This window comes from Streptomyces malaysiensis subsp. malaysiensis (assembly GCF_040653035.1).
Lineage (GTDB): Bacteria > Actinomycetota > Actinomycetes > Streptomycetales > Streptomycetaceae > Streptomyces > Streptomyces malaysiensis.
In genome coordinates, this window is record NZ_JBEZNG010000001.1 from 383910 (window position 1) to 403572 (window position 19663).

Annotated in this window: 16 protein-coding genes; 6 read left to right on the top strand and 10 right to left on the bottom strand. The window is 71.5% G+C overall.

Annotation, left to right across the window (positions count from 1 at the left end; all coding sequences use genetic code 11):
• Window positions 1-35: 35 nt before the first annotated feature.
• The 3 genes from fxsT to AB0E24_RS01665 form a co-directional block, all read right to left on the bottom strand.
• Window positions 36-3788 (bottom strand): FxSxx-COOH system tetratricopeptide repeat protein, encoded by a 3753-nt coding sequence (gene fxsT / locus AB0E24_RS01655; protein WP_359374350.1) that lies wholly within the window; start codon window positions 3786-3788, stop codon window positions 36-38.
• 220 nt (window positions 3789-4008) lie between these two features.
• Window positions 4009-4389, bottom strand: coding sequence for a MerR family transcriptional regulator (locus AB0E24_RS01660; RefSeq protein ID WP_099014949.1), 381 nt, complete (start codon window positions 4387-4389; stop codon window positions 4009-4011).
• 70 nt (window positions 4390-4459) lie between these two features.
• On the bottom strand, window positions 4460-5230 hold the full coding sequence (locus AB0E24_RS01665) for an SDR family NAD(P)-dependent oxidoreductase (protein WP_206333304.1): 771 nt from the start codon (window positions 5228-5230) through the stop codon (window positions 4460-4462).
• A gap of 127 nt (window positions 5231-5357) precedes the next feature.
• Here AB0E24_RS01665 and AB0E24_RS01670 point away from each other — a divergent pair, with 127 nt between their 5' ends.
• Window positions 5358-5540 carry a DUF6104 family protein gene (locus AB0E24_RS01670; RefSeq protein WP_069873214.1) on the top strand — a complete coding sequence of 61 codons (183 nt, stop codon included), beginning with the start codon at window positions 5358-5360 and terminating at the stop codon, window positions 5538-5540.
• 94 nt (window positions 5541-5634) lie between these two features.
• On the opposite strand, the gene AB0E24_RS01675 is transcribed toward AB0E24_RS01670, so the two are convergent.
• Both AB0E24_RS01675 and AB0E24_RS01680 read right to left on the bottom strand, forming a co-directional pair.
• A complete protein-coding gene (locus AB0E24_RS01675) occupies window positions 5635-6450 on the bottom strand; it encodes an AfsR/SARP family transcriptional regulator (protein ID WP_069873212.1) in 816 nt (271 codons plus the stop codon).
• Window positions 6451-6472: 22 nt separating this feature from the next.
• A complete protein-coding gene (locus AB0E24_RS01680; protein ID WP_069873209.1) occupies window positions 6473-7156 on the bottom strand; it encodes a TetR/AcrR family transcriptional regulator in 684 nt (227 codons plus the stop codon).
• A 117-nt stretch (window positions 7157-7273) separates the two neighbouring features.
• Here AB0E24_RS01680 and AB0E24_RS01685 point away from each other — a divergent pair, with 117 nt between their 5' ends.
• Window positions 7274-7894, top strand: coding sequence for a malonic semialdehyde reductase (locus AB0E24_RS01685; protein ID WP_069873207.1), 621 nt, complete (start codon window positions 7274-7276; stop codon window positions 7892-7894).
• A gap of 94 nt (window positions 7895-7988) precedes the next feature.
• Here AB0E24_RS01685 and AB0E24_RS01690 read toward each other — a convergent pair whose 3' ends face one another.
• The 3 genes from AB0E24_RS01690 to AB0E24_RS01700 all read right to left on the bottom strand — a co-directional run bounded on the left by AB0E24_RS01690 (window position 7989) and on the right by AB0E24_RS01700 (window position 12298).
• Window positions 7989-8387: a nuclear transport factor 2 family protein gene (locus tag AB0E24_RS01690; RefSeq protein ID WP_093705234.1), complete on the bottom strand. Its 399-nt coding sequence runs from the start codon at window positions 8385-8387 to the stop codon at window positions 7989-7991.
• Between the two features lie 36 nt (window positions 8388-8423).
• Complete coding sequence (locus AB0E24_RS01695; protein WP_093705238.1) at window positions 8424-9374, bottom strand: NAD-dependent epimerase/dehydratase family protein; 951 nt, start codon at window positions 9372-9374, stop codon at window positions 8424-8426.
• Between the two features lie 77 nt (window positions 9375-9451).
• A complete protein-coding gene (locus tag AB0E24_RS01700) occupies window positions 9452-12298 on the bottom strand; it encodes an AMP-binding protein (protein WP_359374355.1) in 2847 nt (948 codons plus the stop codon).
• 447 nt (window positions 12299-12745) lie between these two features.
• Between AB0E24_RS01700 and AB0E24_RS01705 the strand changes: the two genes are divergently transcribed.
• The 3 genes from AB0E24_RS01705 to AB0E24_RS01715 all read left to right on the top strand — a co-directional run bounded on the left by AB0E24_RS01705 (window position 12746) and on the right by AB0E24_RS01715 (window position 15648).
• On the top strand, window positions 12746-13603 hold the full coding sequence (locus AB0E24_RS01705) for a DUF4097 family beta strand repeat-containing protein (RefSeq protein WP_102937297.1): 858 nt from the start codon (window positions 12746-12748) through the stop codon (window positions 13601-13603).
• Window positions 13603-14697: a PadR family transcriptional regulator gene (locus AB0E24_RS01710; protein ID WP_069873199.1), complete on the top strand. Its 1095-nt coding sequence runs from the start codon at window positions 13603-13605 to the stop codon at window positions 14695-14697. The genes AB0E24_RS01705 and AB0E24_RS01710 overlap by 1 nt, the downstream gene beginning before the upstream one ends.
• A 174-nt stretch (window positions 14698-14871) precedes the next feature.
• The gene (locus AB0E24_RS01715; protein ID WP_359374359.1) at window positions 14872-15648 is read left to right on the top strand and encodes an antibiotic biosynthesis monooxygenase; all 777 of its coding nucleotides are present in this window, start codon (window positions 14872-14874) and stop codon (window positions 15646-15648) included.
• 170 nt (window positions 15649-15818) lie between these two features.
• On the opposite strand, the gene AB0E24_RS01720 is transcribed toward AB0E24_RS01715, so the two are convergent.
• Together AB0E24_RS01720 and AB0E24_RS01725 are read right to left on the bottom strand one after the other, a co-directional pair.
• Window positions 15819-16781: a zinc-binding dehydrogenase gene (locus AB0E24_RS01720; protein ID WP_069873289.1), complete on the bottom strand. Its 963-nt coding sequence runs from the start codon at window positions 16779-16781 to the stop codon at window positions 15819-15821.
• A gap of 146 nt (window positions 16782-16927) precedes the next feature.
• The gene (locus AB0E24_RS01725; protein ID WP_069873194.1) at window positions 16928-18160 is read right to left on the bottom strand and encodes an NAD(P)-dependent malic enzyme; all 1233 of its coding nucleotides are present in this window, start codon (window positions 18158-18160) and stop codon (window positions 16928-16930) included.
• A gap of 513 nt (window positions 18161-18673) precedes the next feature.
• On the opposite strand from AB0E24_RS01725, the gene AB0E24_RS01730 reads away from it, so the two are divergent.
• Window positions 18674-19627: an ABC transporter substrate-binding protein gene (locus AB0E24_RS01730; protein ID WP_102937300.1), complete on the top strand. Its 954-nt coding sequence runs from the start codon at window positions 18674-18676 to the stop codon at window positions 19625-19627.
• Window positions 19628-19663: the final 36 nt, after the last annotated feature.

Consider the following 19663-nt stretch of genomic DNA (forward strand, 5'->3'; position numbering starts at 1 on the left):
CCTGAGGGGCCTGGCCTTCCGGCCGTTCGGCCGCGTCAGACCGGCAGCGGCTCGAAGTCCCAGACCGGGCGGATGCGCTTGCGGGCCGCCGCGGTCTCGGGGTGATTCGGTCCTAAGACGGCGGCCAGACCGCCGAGGGCCACCTCCTCGATCACGTCCGCCTCGTCGCGCCCGCCGCGGATCATCCGCAGGTCCGCGGCCAGACCGATATGGGCCAACAGGGCCAGCGGATGCCGCTCGCCCAGCGCCTCGGCGGCGTGCAGCCCGGTTTCGCGGCTCAGCGCGCAGGCGTCCTGGTGCCGCCCCGTCGCGTGGTACGTGGCGGCGGTGTTGAGCGCGATCCCCAGTGTCCAGGGGTGGTGCTCGCCGACGGCGGCGGTCATGTCCATGAGCGCGGTGTCCAGAAGCCGTACCGCGAAGTCCGTACGCAGCGTGAGCGCGTGGTTCGCGCGCGCCCCGATGGTGTAGGGATGCCGCTCCCCCAGGGCGGCCCGGTAGCGGTTCGCGGTCTCCAGTGCGGCCTCCCCGGCCCGGGTCAGGTGGCCCTCGCGCCGGAGGGCGCGGGTGACCCCGGTCGCGATCATGAGCGTCGTGGGTGCGCCCTCGCCCAGTAGGTCCGCCGCGCGTCGCAACAGGCCGTGGATGTCGTCGACGTCGCCGTGTCCGCCGCACAGCCACACGTGGTACTCGGCGGCCAGGCTCAGCGGATGCCCGGCGCCCAGCACCGCGACGTGCCGATCGACGCTGGGCACCTGAAGCTCCAGGGCATCCCGGTGACGGCCGGAGAGCCGCAGGTCGTACGCGTGCTCCGTCTCGCAGGCCAGCGTCACCAGCGCCGTCGGGCCCAGCTGGGCCCGCGCGCTGTCCAGCACCTGCCGGGACAGCTCCGCGGCCTCGGTGTAGGAGCCGAGCATGCGCAGTGAGCGGGACAGGCCGCGCTGGGCGTTCCGCGCCTCCGCACCGTCCTCCGGGCGGCTCGCGGCGCACAGATCACGCTGTCGGCAGGCCAGCTGGTGTGCCTCGGCGTAGCGGGCCAGGCCCCGGAGGTCCGCGGCCAGCCTGGCCATGGCGACGCATCGGCCCGGTGCGTCGGTCTCGGTCAGGCTCTCCAGGACCGACCGGTCCAGCGCCTCCGCCGCGGCGTAGTCCCCGGTCTCGCGCAGCAGCGCGGCACGACGGGTGGCCAGCTCCGGGTGGCTGCCCGTCGCCCGTTCCGCGATGTGCTCACCCGTCGCGTAGTCGCCGCTCAGCGTCAGATAGGTGAGGAATCCGACGACCAGCTCGCGCGACACGGGATCCGGTGAGTCCAGCGCGCCCGAGGGCTCCAGGTTCGGCACGAGCCGGGCGTAGCTCGGCCAGGCGGCGGGGTCGTCCGGGGTGCCGGGGTCCGCTTGCCGCAGCGCCAGGCGGACGACCCGGGCGTACGACTCGCGCTCGGCGCCGGCGATCGACGCCCGTACGGCCTGCTGGAGTGCGCGGGGCAGGCACAGCGCAGCGGATTCCAGACGCGCCACCGAATACTGCGCGAGCGCGCCGACCGTCGCATGCCACCGCAGGTCGTCGTCGAGCAACTCGGCCAGCGGGACGGACAGCTCGCGCAGCGGCACGGCCCGCAGCAGGTCCAGCGGGACGGGCCCGGGCGCGAAGTGGGCGCACAGCCGGAGCAGGTCGATGGCGGCCGGCACGGTCTCCCTGAGCTGGTTGAGCTGGATGCTCAGCGCCACCGGGTACGACAGCGGATACGCGGCCGCCAGCTTGAGGCCCAGGTCCTCGGTCCTGCCCTCGCGCAGCGCCTCGACGTAGTCGCCGACCGGCACGATCGACTCGCCGAGCCAGCCGGCCGTCTGATCGAGTAACAGCGGATGGTCCTCCACCGCCTCCGCGAGCAGCGCCGCCGCGTCGCCGTCGAGGCCGGGCGCGCGGCGGCGGACGAGGGCGACGCTCTCCTCGCGGCGCAGCGGCGGCACATCCAGCAGTTCGGCGTAGTGGGTGCCCCACGCCCGGTTCCGCGAGGTGATCAGCACATGGCCGGGCCCGGACGGCAGCAGGTCCGCGACCGCGTCGGGGTCGTCCGCCCCGTCCAGGACGATCAGCCAGCGGGCGTACGGCCGCCCGCGGCGCAGAGCGTCGTGCACCGCCCGGACGCGCTCCCCGAACCCGCCGCCGCTCAGGCCCAGGGCGGGGGCGAGTTCAGCGAGGCGCTCGCGCGCGGCGGTGCGGCCGTCCGCGCGGACCCACCACACGATGTCGTACTCGGGCCCGAACCGGTGCGCGTACTCGGCCGCGAGCTGTGTCTTGCCGATACCGGGCGGGCCGAGCAGGGCGCATACGGCGGTGTCGGCCGGTGCGGCGGTCAGCCGCTTCCGCAGCGCGGCCAGCGGCTCCGCGCGCCCGGTGAGATGGGGGTTGCGCCGCGGCACACCGTCCCAGACGGCGGGCAGCGCGGACGGGAAGCGCGGCCCCCGCCGCGCGGGCCCGTCGAATCGGGTCAGCAGCCGGCTCCTGGCCTCGGCCTCGCTCACGCCCCGCAGCTCCAGCGCCTCGACCTCGCCGACGAAGGGCAGCGGGACGTCGTCGACCAGGGCGGCCAGCACACCCTCGCGGCGCAGCTCGCGCATCGCCGCGTCCCAGTCGATGCCCGCGTGCCGCCCCGCGGCGCGGAAGTGCTCGCTGACGACCAGGACGTGCGGGCCGTTGTCGGGGTGGAGGTCGCGTACGGACGCGGGGGAGGAGGGTTCCCAGAGCCACAGCGCGACCCGCGGCCCCCACGCCTCCAGGGTCCGGCCCAGCCACTCCGCCCAGGAGCGGTCCGCCGCCACATAGCTGATGTCGACGGGAGCCGGGCCGTCCGGCGCCCGCTCCTCGAACGGCGTGGCGCGGCGCTCGCGCGACCCACCGGCGACGGGGCGCGGCCCGTCCGGGTCGTCATGGCGCCAGAGGTAGGCACCGGTGCCCCGGGCGCGCAGTTCGGCGAGTTCCGAGGCCAGCCGCAGGGCCCGCTCCTCGGCGGCGATGGCCTGCTCCTCGGCGAGCCACAGCCGGTGCGAGACCGGGTCCTCGGCGGCGGCCTTCGCCCCGGCCGCCTCCTCCTCGGTCTGGAGCTGGTGTTCCAGCGCCTCGCACCGGCGCTCGGCGTCCAGCGCCTGCCGCCGGGCCTGGGTCAACGCGTCCTGAAGGCGGGCGACTTCTTCCCGCAGCCGGTCCCGTTCGGCCGTCAGGTCCTCGCGCTCCTGCCGAAGGCGGTCCAGCTCCGCGCTCCGGGCCTCGCGGTCGGCCGCCGCGACCGCGATCCGCCGTTGCTCGACCTCCATCTCCGCGATGCGCTGTTTCCGTACCAGCAACGCCTCCGAGAGCGCGTCCGCGCGCACCTCGGCCTGCTGGCGCTGCCGGTCGGCGTCGGCGAGCTGGTCGCGCAGCCGCTGAAGCTCCCAGCCGACCTTGTTGGTGGCCTGCAACGCCCGCCGTTGCAGGGTGTGCACATGGGCCATCACCTCGGTCGAGGAGGGCCGTCCGGTGGCCTTGGCGGCATGGGTGAGGAGCTGGTCCACGAACTCGGCGGGCGGCACCACGGTCCCGTTGAGATAGCGCGAGACGGTCCCCGCGTCGTAGTGCAGCCGTACGGCGAAGACCCGCAGCGACACCCCGACCGCGCCGAACAGCTCCCGCAGGCTCTCGGCCAGCGCCCGGCACTCGGGTCTCACCTGCTCGGGGATCGGCTTCAGATCCCCGATCCGCCGCGCCGCCCCCGGCTCCGGCACCAGCTCCCCGCCGACGGGTCCGTCCTCCATGGTCGCCCCTCCCCCGTTGCGGCCGCCCTGCAACGCGTGCGGGCTGCCGCAACGCCCCAGAGCCCGCACATCGTGAAACGTACCCCCGGCGCCTTCGCCGGTTTCACGAAAGCCGGTTTCACGAAAGAGGTCACGATGCCGAACCGCCGCCGCCCCGCCCTCCTGACCCTCACCGCCGCCGTGCTCTCCGGCGCCGTACGCGCGCTAGTGTCCTGGCTGCTCAGCAGGACGACGGAGTGATCGCGGCCCGGTCACCGGAGGCGACGGCGAGCCGCTCGGCGAGTTCGTCGCGCACCCGGGCGAGGGTGGCGATCCGCTCGTCCAGCACGCTCAGGCGGCGGCGCCCGACGTTCAGCCCGGCCTCGGAGGGCGGGCTGTTCGGCAGATCGCCGTCCAGGCAGGCGCTGAAGTGCTCGACGTCCTCCAGCGTGAGCCCGGCGTCCAGCAGATAGCGGATGTTGACCACGCGCCGGATGGCCCGCTCGTCGTAGATCCGGTAGCCGTTGACCGCGCGGGCCGAGCTCAGCAGCCCGCGCTCCTCGTAGAAGCGCAGGGCCCTGGTGGTGGCACCGGTGGCCTTCGCCAACTCCCCTATCCGCATACGGCGACACTACCCATGGATCGACGGAAGCTCGGCGCACTCGCGGTGGAGCGCACTTCCGGCGGAGCGCTCAGCCGACCAGCGCCCCGCCGTCCACGGGCAGCACGACACCGGTGGTGTAGCCCGCCTCGGCCCTGGCGAGCTGGGCGATCCAGAAGGCGACCTCCTCCGCCCGGCCGACCCGCCGCAGCGGCACATGCTCGATCAGCGTCGTCCGCAGGGCCTCGATCTGCTCGGCGTCGAGCCCCTGGTGCTGTCCGATCGGGGTGGCGATGGGGCCGGGGGCCACCCCGACCACGCGCACCCCGCTCGGGGCGAATTGCACCGCCCAGCTCCGCGTCAGCGTGTCCAGCGCGGCCTTCAGCGCCGCGTACAGCTCTCCACCGGTGAACGGCCAGCCGCGCTGGCCGATCGCCGTACTGACGTTGATCACGACCCCGGCGGTCTCGCTCAGATGCGGAAGGGCGGCGTGGGTGAGGTGGACCGGGGCTAGCAGGTTGACGGCGAGCATCTCCTCCGCGGCCTCCCGCTCGGCGTCCCCGAGCGGCGTCTGCCGGACCACGGCGGCGTTGTTGACCAGCACATCGATCCGGCCGAACGCCTCCCGCGCGGTGTTCACGATCAGCTCGGCGGCGCCGGGGGCCGAGACGTCGGTCGCGAGCTGCTGGATGCCCGGTGCCTCGGCGGCCGTCTCGGCGAGTCTGTCGGCCGTACGGCCCACCACCAGCACCTCGGCGCCCTGCTCGGCGAAGGTCCGCGCCGTGGCCCGCCCGATCCCCGTGCCCCCACCGGTGACGATCACCGCTTTGCCGTGGAAGTGTGCGGCTGTCATGTCTGTCATGCCGATGAACCGTAAACATTGACGCATGCGTCAACGTCAACCCCGGCGGGCCCTCGGGTCGCTCACCGGGTCGTACGGCCGCATATCCTGGGCTGGCACATCCACACCACCCCCTCCGGAGCGACCCTTGTACTTCACCGATCGCGGTATCGAGGAACTGGAGCAGCGGCGCGGCGACGAGGAGTTCACCTTCGAGTGGCTCGCCCAGCAACTGCGGACGTTCGTCGACCTGAACCCGGACTTCGAGGTCCCGGTGGAGCGGCTGGCGACCTGGCTGGCCCGGCTCGACGAGGAAGACGACGACATCTGACGGCTGAGGGCGGCCCCGGGTAAGGGCGGCCCCGGCCGAGGGCGCGAGTCCCCGGGCGGGGACGTCCGGGCGCCGCGGCCCCGGTGGCCGCCCCTCAGGCCACCACCGGACCGCGCCCCGGCGCCCCCGCCTCGTGGTCCAGCCGGGGGTCGGACACCAGCACCGCCTGCTGGAGCCGCTGGAGCTTCGCCGAGGGCTCGAGACCCAGCTCCTCCGTCATCGCCGTCCGCAGCCGCTGATAGACCGTCAGGGCACGGGTGCGCTGACCGGAGCGGTGGAGGGCGAGCATGTACTGCCCGTGCAGGCCCTCGTGGAAGCGGTGCTCCACGACCAGCGAGGCGAGGTCGCTGAGCACCTCCAGATGGCTGCCGAGCCGCAGCCGGGTCTCGATACCGCGCTCGGTGACCGTGAGCCGCGACTGCTCGAGCCGGGCGACCTCCGCCTGGAGCGGCCGGCCGTGCGGGGTGACGTCGACCAGGGCCGGGCCCTGCCAGAGGGCCAGCGCCCGCCGGAAGGAGGTGTCGGCCGTCCGCTCGTCGCCGACCTCCAGCGCGCATTCGCCCTCGGCGACGAGGTCGCGGTACTCATGGACGTCGAGCTCACCGGGCTCCACCACCATGGCGTAGCCACCGGGCCGGGTCTGGAGCACATCCCGGGTGACGGTGGCCGAGGGGATCCCCAGCATCTCGGCGAGCAGCTTGCGCAGATGCAGGATGTACGTCTGGAGCGTGGTCAGCCCGGTGCGCGGCGGCTGATCGCCCCAGAGCTCGGCCATCAGCGACTGCACCGGCACCATCCGGCCGGCGTTGAGCAGCAGCAGCGACAGGACCTTGCGCGGCTTCATCGCGCTGGGCACCCCGGAGCGGGCGCCGAGGCCGAGTGTCAGCGGTCCGAGCACGCTCACCCGCATGGGTGGCACCTCTCTTCGGGCTTCATGGGCGGTACGCGCGGACGAGCAGGTCGGCGGCGCTCTCATAGATGGCGGCGGCCTCGTCGTCGGCGAGCGGGCGCGTACCGTACATCGACTGGTAGAGGCCCTGCTGGACGACCAGGGCCACGAACTGGTGGGCGGCGGCGGCCGGATCCGGCACGCTCAGCTCGCCGCGGCTGCTGCGCCGGCCGAGCATCTCGGCGAGATACTTCACCAGCTGCTGGGGCTCGCCCTCCGCGCACGCGGGGCGCAGCGACGGGTGGCGGGCGACCTCGGCGATGACCAGGCGGCGCAGCGCGGAGGCCCGTTCGTCGAGGAGCACGGCGAGCACCCGGTGGCCGAAGGCGATCAGCGCGGCGCGGGCGTCGCCGCCGTCGTACGCCTCGGCGTTCGCGGCGCCGTCCGGGCCGAGGACGTACGGGGAACCGGCGGCGAAACCGGCCGCCACCCGCTCCCGCTCCTCCTCGACGGCGGCGATGAACAGCCGTTCCTTGTCGCCGAAGTGGTTGTAGACGGTCTGCTTGGACACGCGGGCCTCGTCCGCGATGACATCCACACTGGCCCGGTTGTATCCCTCGCGCAGGAAGACGGCCACGGCCGCCTCCAAGATCGCCTGCCGCTTGGCGGGCTGGGGGCCCGCGGGTCGTCCCGCGGCGCTGCGCCGGGGACCGCTGTCCGTCCGCAACGGCCCAACCTCCTCGCTCCGAGCCGGTCTTGCCCTCGATGGACTTGTGAGTCTAGCCTTCGTTTACCGCAGTGGACTAGCCCGTCCAGTCCATTTAATTCATCAAAGGAGAGCTCGATGAGCGCACCGGAGAACAGCGGGGCCCTGAGCCCTCTCACCCTGGCGCCGGAGGCGCAGCGGCAGCTGTTCCTGGAGGCCCGGACGGCCAACACCTTCACCGACGAGCCGGTCACGGAGGAGCAGGTCCGCGCGATCCACGAGTTGGTCAAGTACGCGCCCACCTCGATGAACCAGCAGCCGCTGCGGGCGGTCCTGGTGCGCTCGGCGGAGGCGCGCGCCCGGCTGGTGGCGCATATGACGGGGCGGAACCAGGAGAAGACCGCCAAGGCGCCGCTGGTGGCGGTGCTCGCCGCGGACCTGGACTTCCATGAGGAGCTGCCGCGGCTGGTGCCGTTCATGGAGAACCCGCAGGCGTTCTTCGCCGACCCGGACGTCCGGGAGGGATCGGCGCGGTTCAACACGGCGCTCCAGGTGGGCTACTTCATCCTGGGCGTGCGCGCCGCGGGGCTCGCCGCCGGGCCCATGATCGGCTTCGACCACGCGGCAGTCTCCAAGGAGTTCTTCGAGGACGGTCGGCACACGGCGGTCTGTGTGGTCAACATCGGCAAGCCGGGCCCCGACGCCTGGATGGGGCGGCTGCCGCGCCTGGAGTACGACGAGGTCTTCCGTACGGTCTGAGACCTCGGCCCATAAGACGTCTCCGCCCGCTTCCCGCGCTTCTCGGGCGCGGGAAGCGGGCAGGCCGTCATGGAGGCTCTCGATCAGCCCTCGCTCAGCTCTCGATCAGCTCATGGAACGCCACGGTGTCGAAGATGTCCTCCATCCTCGCCGCCTTGCCGTCGCGCATCGTCCACGAGTGGACGAAGTCCAGGGTCACGGTCGTCCCACGGCGCGAGGTCACCTCACGGGTGCCGAACACCACGATCCGGTCGCCCTGTTCGATGAACTCCTTCGGCTCGAGCCGCATCCCGCCCAGCACGGTGGGCACATGGGCCAGGAACTCCTTGATCCCCGCATGGCCCAGCTTGGTGCCGCCGAGCCCGTACTTGGCCATCCCCTCCGGATGCACCCACTCCACATCGGGGTGCATACCGGACAGGATCCCCTCGATGTCGCGGTCGCGGAAACCCGCGTAGGAGGCGCGGATGGCCTCGATGTTCGGTGATGCCATGGTGTTCGCCACTCCTCGGACGGCGGTGTGCCGCGGCTAGGACGGAAGGTGCTCGGGGTGGAGCGCCTGGAGCGTGCGCCGTACGCCCTCGCGCCACGGCACCCGGCAGGGGCCGGTGATCTCGCGCCGCCTCGTGGGGTCGAAGTGATAGGTCTCGCGGGTCACCTCGCTGGGCACGAGCCGGGCCCGTACCCCGGTGAGCTCCTCCAGATGGCGCACGCAGTCGGTGATCCCGACCGCCTCGTCCCCGCCCCAGTTGACCAGCGTGGCCGGAGTCGAGGCGGCCTGCCACAGATGGGGGACATGGGCGATCAGATCGTCGGTATGGAGGAGCGAGCACCAGTTCTGGCCCTCCATGGGCACCGGTATCGGCTCGCCCGCGAGCATCCGCTTGAAGTAGAGCATCGGCACCCCGCCGTAACCGCCGGGGCCGTAGGCGATGTTGAGCCGGGCGATGGTCGTCGGCAGGCCCAGCACCTGGGCGAACGCCCGTACCGCGCCCTCCGCGGCGATCTTGCCCACCGGATAGGCGGGCAGCCAGTCGGCCACTCCGTCGACGGGGTCGTCCTCGGAGTACGCGTGGTCGAGGGTCTGCCGTTTGTAGAGCGCCCCGGTGGAGACGAAGAGAAACGCCTCGGCGCTCCGGCAGTGGGTCATCAGCCGGCCGGTGGCCACCGAGTTGACCTCGATGGCCGCGTTGACGTCGCCGTCCTCGCCGCGGCGCACCGCAGAGTGGAAGACATGGGTGAAGTCGTCCGGCAGCCCCTCGTACGCCGCCGGGCCCTGGTCGTTCATGTCCCAGTGGAATGTGGTGATCCCCTGGTCGGTCAGCTCCTTTTCGACACCGGGAGTGCCGAACCGGCCCAGGCACCACACCTCGTTGCGACCGGCGAGCGCCTCGGCCACCGGCCGGGCCACCTGCCCGGTGGCCCCGGTGACCAGGATCTTCTTGCCTTCCACCCTGCTCTTCTCCCTTTGCCTGGCCATCATGGGTCCTTGTGCCCGGCCCGCGGGGGCCCGCGTGCCTGGCCCTGCCGGGCCTGTGTCCGGCCCTGCCGGGCGGCCTATGCCCGGCTCGTGGTCCGGGCCTGGTCGGCGTCGCCCAGCGCACGGTCGAGTTCCCTGCGCAGCACCGCCTGGAAGGCCGCGACATGGCGCGGGCCCATCAGGGTGTAGTGCTCACCGGGGACGTCCAGATACCGGTTGGGCTCGGTGGTGAACTCGTCCCACCTGCGCAACTCGTTCGCCAGCCAGTCCTCCTTGGTGCCGCGCAGCGGGATCGCGTAGAAGACGGTCATGGAACGGGTGGTGCCGCCGGGGTGGTAGTCGCGGCCCAGCGTGGTCAGCCCGTGGGCCAGCTCCGCCCAGGCGGTGAACTTCCCGAGATCCAGGTCGAGTTCGTCCAGCCGGCCCCGCGGGGCGATCCGCAGCAGATGCGCGAGCTGCTCCTCGCGGGGCAGCGGGCGCAGCTCGGCGGGGAGGTCGAGCGACTGCTTCTTGTTGATCAGGTCGAGGAAGAAGGCGAGGTTGGTCGCGGTCTCGATGAAGTCGAGCTCGTCCATGCGGTACTTGATGTGCGGCGGGAGGTTGAAGCTGCCCGCGAAGTCGACCCGCTCGCCCTGGGCCTCGAGCGCCTTGGCGATCTCGAAGGCCACGGCGCCGCCGTAGGAGTATCCGGCGATGGCGTAGGGGCCGTGCGGCTGGCGGGCGCGGATGGCCTCCACATAGCACTCCACCATCTCCTCGAAGCTGGTGAAGGGCTTCTCGCCCTCGTTGAAGCCACGGGCGCGCAGCGCGTAGAACGGCCGGTCGCCGACGAAGTACTTGGCGAGGTTGACGAAGACCAGGACCTCGCCGACGCCGGGGTGGACACAGAACAGCGGGGTCTTCTCGCCGCCGGTCTGGAGCGGTACGACCGGGTCGTACTCGGCCGCGTGGTGCGTGCCGCCGCCCGCGATCCGGGCGGCGAGCTGCCGTACCGACGGCGCCGTGAGCACCGTGATGACCGGCAGGTCCGCGACCCCGAGGCGCCGGTGGACCTGGCGCCGCAGCCGCAGGATGTCCAGCGAGGTGCCGCCGAGGTCGAAGAAGCCGGCGGTGGCGCTGATCCGCTCGGGGACGGTGTCGAACATCTCGGCGTAGATCTCCGCCAGGACCCGCTCGGTCTCGCCCTCGGGCGGGGTGTGGCCGCCGAGGCGGCGGGTGGTCAGCTCCGCGACCCGCTCGATGACATCGTCGTAGCCGCCGGACTCCAGGCGCTGGCGCATCCTGCGGCGCAGCGTCTTGCCGAGGCTGGTCTTGGGGAAGGCGTCCCTGGGCAGCGGCAGGATGAGGAAGGGTCTGAAGCCCCAGTGGATCACGACGGTCGAGCGCACCGCGGTGATCATGCGGTACAGCCCGGCCTCGTCGTCGTCCGCGGGCTCCGGGCTGACGGCGATGACCAGCTGCTCGGTGTCGCTGCCGGGGCGGCGGGTCGGGAACGCCGCGACATAGCCGCTCACGACGTCGTCCAGCTGCTCCAGGGCGGCCTCTATCTCATGGCTGAAGTAGTTGACGCCATTGACGATGACGCTGTCCTTGCTGCGCCCGACGAGGGTCAGCCGGCCCTCGTCGATCCGGCCCAGGTCGCCGCTGCGGAACCAGCCGTCGGGGGTGAAGGCTTCCTCGGTGGCCTCCGCGTTGTTGTAGTAGCCGGTCGTGATCATCGGCCCGCTGAGCTGGAGCTCGCCGATCTCGCCCGCGGGTAGCGCCCGGTGGTCGTCGTCGGCGACCCGGATCCGCAGCCCCTCGACGGGGGTGCCGAGGTTGGCGAACTCCTCGCCCACGTCGGTGACCGGGAACGCGCGGTTGTAGATGCTGCCCGCGCAGGTCTCGGTCATCCCGAAGGCGGGCCAGAGCGCGCCCTCCCGCAGACCGTACGGAGCGTAATGGGCGAGGAATGCCTCGCCGGTCGCCACGACATTCGCCTCTCCGCCGCTGACGATATGGCGCAGCGTGCTGAGATCGAGCCCTTCACCGCCCGCCGATATCTCCTCCGCGATCTCCTGCACGGAGGAATTCAGCGGACCGAGGAGGAAGTTCGGCGTAAAGGTCATCGTGACCTTGTGACGGGAAATGATACGGAGGAACCGCAGCGGCTCCTCAAGAATGACCGAGGCTTCCGCATGCAATTGTTCGGCGCCCACGTACAGCGGCAGCATATGCGCTTCCAAAAGCGCGGCCACATGGTCGTAGGAAATCCAATTGAAGGTGGTGTCGGCGGCGGTGAGCCGCTGTTTCCCCGCCTTTCCTGCCATGGACGCCAGGATATTTCCATGGGTGAGCATGACCGCCTTGGAATTCCCGGTGGAGCCGGAGGTCAGCACCAGCAGGGCGAGGTCCTCCGGGGCCGCGGAGTGCACGGCGGGTTCCCGGTCGCGTTCGGCACCGGAGGGGCCCCCGGCCTCCCGCAGCTCCTCCACGGCGGCCACCGCGAGCCCGGGAACCTCCGGCAGCTCGGCCCGCGTCGTCTCGGTGGTGACCAGCAGGGGGCCGTCCAACAGCCCGTTGACATGGGCGAGTTGGGCCGCCCAGCGGGCCGGGTCGCCGGTGATCGGCACCATCGGGCAGGGCACGAAGCCGCCCAGCAGACAGGCCCAGAGGACCGTCAGGAATTCCGGCTGGCGGTCCAGCAGGAGGGCCACCTTGTCCCGCGGCCGCAATCCGCGGTCCCGGAGTGCGGAGAGAAGCCCGAGGGCCGATTCCAGAAGTTCCGGATAGGACTGCCGCACGGATTCACTCGCCGTGGGCCCGGTCAGATAGCGCACCCCCGAATGGGCGTGGTCACGGGCGGCCCGCAAGAGCAACCGGGCAACCGAGGGCGGCTCCGCGCCTTCTTCTGGTACCGAGGTTTTCCAGGGTTGTGACGTCATTCCCCCCACGGCCCCTCTTCCTTCCCGATTCCGAGGCCACGAAGGTAACAGCCTCAAACATATGTCTCCATGACGCTCTACCAGGGCTCTAGCGAAGCTCTAGCGGAAATTCCCACGGTGGATCACTTTCTTGAAGAAGGGCGATTCGGCCCGCCGGGAAACGATGACTGTGCCATGCATCTGTCGCCGCGTCCGCCACCCGCTCACGTGATTGTGCGCAGGTGCGCGGGGGTGTGGAAGCGGATCCATCACCGACCGCGGCTCCGGGATCCCGGTCCCCGGCACCCCGCCCGGGGTCCGGACCGGGCTTGACTCCGCGCTGCCGCGATATATCGTGTTGAGCAGGAGACACGATATGTTGCGTCCAGATGGCGGACGCACGTCCGGTCAAGGGCGGCGCGCGCACATCCGGTCAGGGGCGCACCGTCCAGCCAGGGGAGGCCAGGGATGTCAGCCGGATCACAGTGGTCGATCACCGCGCCACAGAAGCTCACCTTCGACGACCCGGTGTCCACTCTCGACGTACGCATCGTGGGCGGCACGGTCAATGTGGTCGGCGCGGCCCCCGGCCCCGCCCGCCTCGAGGTCTCGGAGATCGACGGCCCACCGCTGAAGGTCAGCCATACCGACGGCACCCTGAGCGTCGGCTACGACGACCTGTCCTGGAAGGGCTTCCGCAAGTGGCTCGGGCAGTGGAACCGCACCGCCCATGTGACCCTCACCGTGCCCGCCGGCACCAGCTCCACGATCGGCGTCGTCGGGGGCTCCGCCGTGGTCTCCGGGCTGACCGGCCGTGCCGAACTGCGCGGTGTCTCCGGCGACTTCACCCTGCTCGGGCTGACCGGGCCGGTCCAGGCCGACACCGTCTCCGGCCGGGTCGAGGCACAGGCCGTCACCGGCGATCTGCGGTTCCACTCCGTCTCCGGCGACCTCACCGTCGTCGAGGGCTCGGGGCCCCTGGTACGGGCCGAGTCGGTCAGCGGGGACATGGTGCTCGACCTGGCCCCCGCCCCGCGGTGCTCCGACATCCGCCTCACCACCGTCTCCGGCGAGATCGCCATCCGGCTGCCGCACCCCGCCGACGCCGAGGTGGAGGCCAACACGGCCAGCGGCTCGGTCTCCAACGGCTTCGAGGACCTGCGGGTCAGCGGTCAGTGGGGAGCCAAGAGGATCACCGGCCGGCTCGGCGCGGGAAATGGCAGTCTCAAGGCCACCACCGTCTCGGGCGCCATCGCGCTGCTGCGCCGTCCACCGTCCGAGGAGGACACGGACACCACCGACGGCACCCAGGGAAAGGTCCTCTGATGCCCCCCGTATTCGCCCACGGCCGACTGCGTCTGTATCTGCTCAAGCTGCTCGACGAGGCGCCGCGCCACGGCTACGAGGTCATCCGCCTGCTGGAGGAGCGGTTCCAGGGGCTGTACGCGCCCTCGGCCGGCACCGTCTATCCGCGGCTGGCCAAGCTGGAGGCCGAGGGCCTGGTCACCCACACCACCGAGGGCGGCCGCAAGGTCTACTCCATCACCGACGCCGGGCGCGCCGAACTGGCCGACCGCGGCGGTGAACTGGCCGATCTGGAGCTGGAGATCCGCGAGTCGGTCGCCGAACTCGCCGCCGAGATCCGCGAGGACGTCCGCGGCTCCGCGAGCGATCTGCGGCGGGAGATGCGGGAGGCGGCCCAGCGGGCCCGTACCTCCGGCGGCGCCCAGGACAAGGGCGGCGCCCAGGACAAGCAGGACAAGCACGGCCCGTGGGAGGGGCAGTGGGGCGACAAGGAGACCTGGCGGCAGGCGAAGGAGGAGATGCGGCGCGCGCGGGAGGAGTGGAAGGAGCAGGCGCGCCGGGCGAAGGAGGAGAGCCGGCGGGCCCGGCAGGACGCCCAGCGCGCCCGTAAGCAGGCCAAGGACGCGCAGGACTTCGCACGCGAGGAGGTCCAGCGGATAGCCCGGCGGGTTCAGGAGCAGACGCAGGATCACATCCGGGCGGGCGACTGGCAGCGGGCGGTACGCGAGGGCCTGGCCGAGGTGTCGCGCGGTATGAGCCGGATCTCCCGGCAGGGCACCTCGCGCTCGGACTGGGGCTGGGACGATGTGATGGGCGGGCCGGAGGTCACGGTCGAGCGGGTGGACATGACCAAGCCGGAGGGCGGCCACGAGGAGCGGAAGCCGGCCGGAGACAGCGGCGCGGCCGGGGTACGGGAGCCCGAGTGGGCCAGGGACTTCACCCCCTCGGGCGCCCCCGCCCGCGATCTGGAGCGGCTGCTCGACCGGCTCCGCGACGACATCCGCGACGCGGCCCGCGACCACGGGGTGACCGACGCCCAGCTGGCCGAGGCGCACCGTCAGCTGGGGGCGACGGCAGCGCGGATCACCGCGCTGCTGCGGGGCGAACGCGGCTAGGCGCTTAGCTGGGTGCCCCGACCTGCCGTCGATCGTCCGGGGCCCGGTCGTCCGCTTGACCTCAACCGCGGTTGAAGTTCCAGGATCGGGGTCGGAGGGGCGCGCCACGGGGGCGCCCCTCCGACCCCGATCCCCTTGTCCGCACCGCATTCTCCCGACCGCGAGGAGACCGCCATGTCCGCCCTGACCAGCTCCGGTCCGCTGCCCGACCTCACCCGGCCCGATGTGGGCGCCGCGCTCTTCAGCACCTGGAGCGTGGGCACACCGGAACGGCAGCGGGCCGCGGTCGACGCCATCGCCGCCGCCTGGGACGGCCGCCCCTGGCCGGCACCCGAGCTGCTCTCGTACAACGTCTACGCGGGTACGGACGGCGATACGCTGATGCACCACTCCCAGTGGGCCGACGAGGCCGCGTACCACGCCTTCGTCCGGACCCACCGCCAGGAGCGCAACGACGCGATCGACAGCGCGGTCCCGGGCATCGAGCGGCTCGGCCTCTCCTCCTACCGCCACTACCGCGGCTTCCAGGCACCGGCCGCCCAGGGCGGCGCCCAGGACCCCGGGCTGATCGTCGTGGTCGAGATCGACTTCGACGAGCCCGCTCCCGGGCTCCGCCGGTCCTGGGTCGACCTGGTCATCGAAGCGCTGGAGAGCGAGCCCGACCAGGGCCTGCTCACCGCCGACTTCCATCTGATCGTCGACGGCGAGCGCCATCTGCGCACCGACCGCGCCCGGGTGCTCAACTACGCCCGCTGGACCGGTGCGGAGGCGTATGAGGCGGCCCTGGCGGCGGATGGGCCGCGCGGCGGCTCATCCGCCTGGGACCGGGTGCGCGACTTCCCCGGACGAGTGGGCGCCTCGGCCCGCTCCTATCGCTTCCGGCGGAGCTTCGTACGGCCGTTGGAGGCACCGCCGAATTCCGCGAATTCGCCGGAGCGCGAGGCCCGGTAGAACGCCGTACGGGTTTCGCACTACGCCCCCGGCATATGCCCGACACGGTCTCCGTCCTCTCGACGCGGACCGCGTCCGCGGGACGTAAGCGGACGGCATCCACGGGACGAAATCGAATTCCCTCGCGAATCCCCGGCCCGCATTGTGGCCGGGGACACCGACGGGATATTTCAGACCGTCAGCACGACCTTGCCGAACAGATCGCCGCCCGCCATCTTCTCGAACCCCTCCCGGGCCCGGTCCAGCGGCAGCACCGAGTCGATCACCGGCCGTACACCGCGCGCGGCGCAGAAGCTCAGCAGGTCCTCCAGCTCGTCCTTCCCGCCCATCGTGGAGCCGACGACCTTCAGCTCCAGGAAGAAGATCCGGTTGAGCTCGGTGGCCTTGGGGTCGGGGCCGCTGGTGGCGCCCGAAATCACCAGGGTGCCGCCCGGCTTGAGGGACTTCACCGAATGCGACCAGGTCGCGGCGCCCACCGTCTCGATCACGGCGTCCACCCGGCGCGGCAGCCGCTCCCCCGGTGCGTACGCGCCCTCGGCGCCCAGCTCGACGGCGCGGGCCCGCTTGGCCTCGTCACGGCTGGTGGCCAGCACCCGAAGGCCGGCCGCCGCGCCCAGCACGATCGCGGCGGTGGCCACACCGCCGCCGGCGCCCTGGACCAGCACGCTGTCGCCGGGGCGCACCCCCGCGTTGGTGAACAGCATCCGGTAGGCGGTCAGCCAGGCCGTGGGCAGGCAGGCGGCCTCCTCGAAGGAGAGCTCCTTGGGCTTGGGCAGCAGATTCCAGCTGGGGACGGTCACCTTCTCGGCGAAGGTGCCCTGGTAACGCTCGGTGAGGATGGAGCGGGGCTCCTTGGGACCGACACCGTGTCCGCTCTGGCCGATGACGGAGTGGACGACGACCTCGTTGCCGTCCTCGTCGACCCCGGCCGCGTCACAGCCGAGGATCATCGGAAGCGACTCCTCACCGAGGCCCACACCGCGCAGCGACCACAGATCGTGGTGGTTGAGCGAGGCGGCCCTGACGTTCACGGTGGTCCAGCCGGGCCGTGTCTCCGGCTCGGGGCGCTCCCCCAGTTCAAGGCCGCTCAGCGGCTGGTCACGGTCGATACGTGCGGCATAGGCAGCGAACATGATCCCGACCATAGGCCGCGTGCGGACCCCGCGGAACCTCGCCACGATGTGACCCCGCTCGCCCACCGGACACCGCCCGGCACGCGCCGGGCCGCCCCTCCGGCCGGAGGGGCGGCCCGTGCTCGCACCTGGGACCTGGCGGGGCGTCAGCGGCGGGCGACGCCCTCCGCGCGGGCGGCCGCGGCGACGGCCGCGGTCACGGCGGGGGCGACCCGGTCGTCGAACGGCGAGGGGATGACCTTGTCCGCGCTCAGCTCATCGGCCACCACCGCGGCCAGCGCCTCGGCGGCCGCGAGCTTCATGCCCTCGGTGATCCGGGAGGCCCGGACCTGGAGGGCGCCCGCGAAGATGCCGGGGAAGGCGAGGACGTTGTTGATCTGGTTCGGGAAGTCGCTGCGCCCGGTGGCGACCACGGCCGCGTAGCGGTGGGCGACATCCGGGTGGATCTCCGGGTTGGGGTTGGCCATCGCGAAGATGAAGGCGCCCGGCGCCATCTTCGACACCGCGTCCTCCGGCACCGTGCCGCCGCTGACGCCGATGAAGACGTCGGCGCCGTCCAGCGCGGCCTCCAGCGATCCGGTGAGCTGGGCCTTGTTGGTGAACCCGGCCACCTCGCGCTTGACGTCGGTGAGGTCCTCGCGGTCCTGGGAGACGACGCCCTTGCGGTCGCACACGGCCACATCGCCGATGCCCGCCTCGGTGAGGATCCGGGCGATGGCCACACCGGCGGCGCCCGCACCGGAGATCACGGCGCGCAGCTGGCCCAGCGCGCGGTCCGTCAGCTTGGCGGCGTTGCGCAGCGCGGCGAGGGTGACCACCGCCGTGCCGTGCTGGTCGTCATGGAAGATCGGGATGTCGACGCGCTCCTGGAGCTTGCGCTCGATCTCGAAGCAGCGGGGCGCGGAGATGTCCTCCAGATTGACGCCGCCGAACGAGGGCGCGAAGCGGGCGACGGTCTCCACGATCTCGTCCACGTCCCGGCAGTCGAGCGCGATCGGCACCGCGTCCACGCCGCCGAACTGCTTGAAGAGGATCGCCTTGCCCTCCATGACCGGGAGGGACGCCTCCGGACCGATGTCCCCGAGCCCCAGCACCGCGCTGCCGTCCGTCACCACGGCCACGACCTGGGACTTCCAGGTGTAGTCATGGACGAGCTCGGGCTTCTCGGCGATAGCGCTGCACACCTTGGCCACACCGGGCGTGTACGCGAGGGACAGATCGTCCCGGTCGCGCACCGGCACCGTCGCCTGGACGGCCATTTTGCCGCCGCGGTGCAGGGCGAAGGCCGGATCGAAGGGCTCGCCGTCGGTCACGCCTTCGGCTCCTTCGCCGCTGCCGGTTGTGCTGTCGCTGCGAGGATCGACCATCTCCGCTGCCACTGTTTTGACCCCTTTGTCGTTTTTCTATCGAGGGTATCCGCCCCAGGTTCGGAGCGGGCGGGCACCGCGTCGTCCCATTCAGCGGAAGACCACCGCATGGGGGTGGGTACGAACGCCGGGCGCGTCGCACACGCGCCCTGAGCCCCGGGTGAGGGGTGTAGCCGTCTGTTCTACCCGAAGCGTGCGTCGAGGGACGAACGAGTTCTGGTGCCATGACGCCGGAAAACCAGGCATTACACCTGAAGGCGGGCGAATCTCTGGTGAAAGTCCATGTCACCGTCACGCGCTGTTCTCCGCGTGATCATGAGCCCGCTCCGCGGTTCCGGCCGCCGCTGTCCGGCCGGTGCCGCTGTCCGGTAGTGCACCACGGGGATCGCCCGTTATCCGATTTTGACATGGCCAGAGGCCCGTACGAGCCCGTCCGATGGCAAGATGCCCCAATCACACGAGATCGCGACACCCACAAACGTGTTCCCGGGATCTCACCCCCCTCACCCTGCCGGAGGAACCAGCATGACCGCCAGCTTCACGCCCCGTGGGGCCACCCCGAAGTCCCGGATGGCCTCCATCGGCGCGGTAGCGGTGGCAGGTGCCTTGCTGCTGACGGGCTGCGGCGACCAGACCAACAAGACCACCGGCGGGTCCAACACCAACTCCGCCCCGCTCTTCAACCAGCTGCCCAAGGAGATCCAGAGCGCCAAGGTGATCAAGGTGGGCTCGGACATCAACTACCCGCCGGTCGAGTTCAAGAAGAACGGCCAGGTCATGGGGATCGACCCGGACATCGCCGACGCCCTCGGCAAGCAGCTCGGGGTGAAGTTCGAGTTCAACAACGGCACCTTCGACACCCTGCTCTCCGGCCTGCGCTCCAAGCGCTACGACATCGCCATGTCGGCCATGACCGACAACAAGGGCCGCCAGGAGGGCGTCGACCCGGACACCGGCAAGAAGGCCGGCGAGGGCGTCGACTTCGTCGACTACTTCACCGCGGGTGTCTCGATCTACACCAAGAAGGGCGACACCAAGGGCATCAAGACGTGGGACGACCTGTGCGGCAAGAAGATCGTCGTGCAGCGCGGCACCGTCTCCCACGACCTGGCCAAGTCCCAGTCGGCGACCTGCCTGAAGAACAAGAAGGGCAAGATCTCGATCGAGGCGTTCGGCAATGACACCGAGGCCCAGACCCGGCTGCGCGGCGGCGGCGCCGTCGCCGGCTCCAGCGACTTCCCGGTGGCGGCGTACGCGGTGAAGACCTCCGGCGGCGGCAAGGACTTCGAGCTCGTGGGCGACCAGGTGGAGGCGGCCCCGTACGGCATCGCCGTCGCCAAGAAGAACACCCAGCTGCGCGACGCCCTCAAGCAGGCACTCGCCCTGATCATCGCGAATGGCGAATACGACAAGATCATCGCGAAGTGGGGCGTCAAGGACGGCGCGGTCACCAAGGCCGTCATCAACGGCGGCAAGTGATCCGGCCCTCCCCCGTCCGCGCGCTCGCGCTGAAAG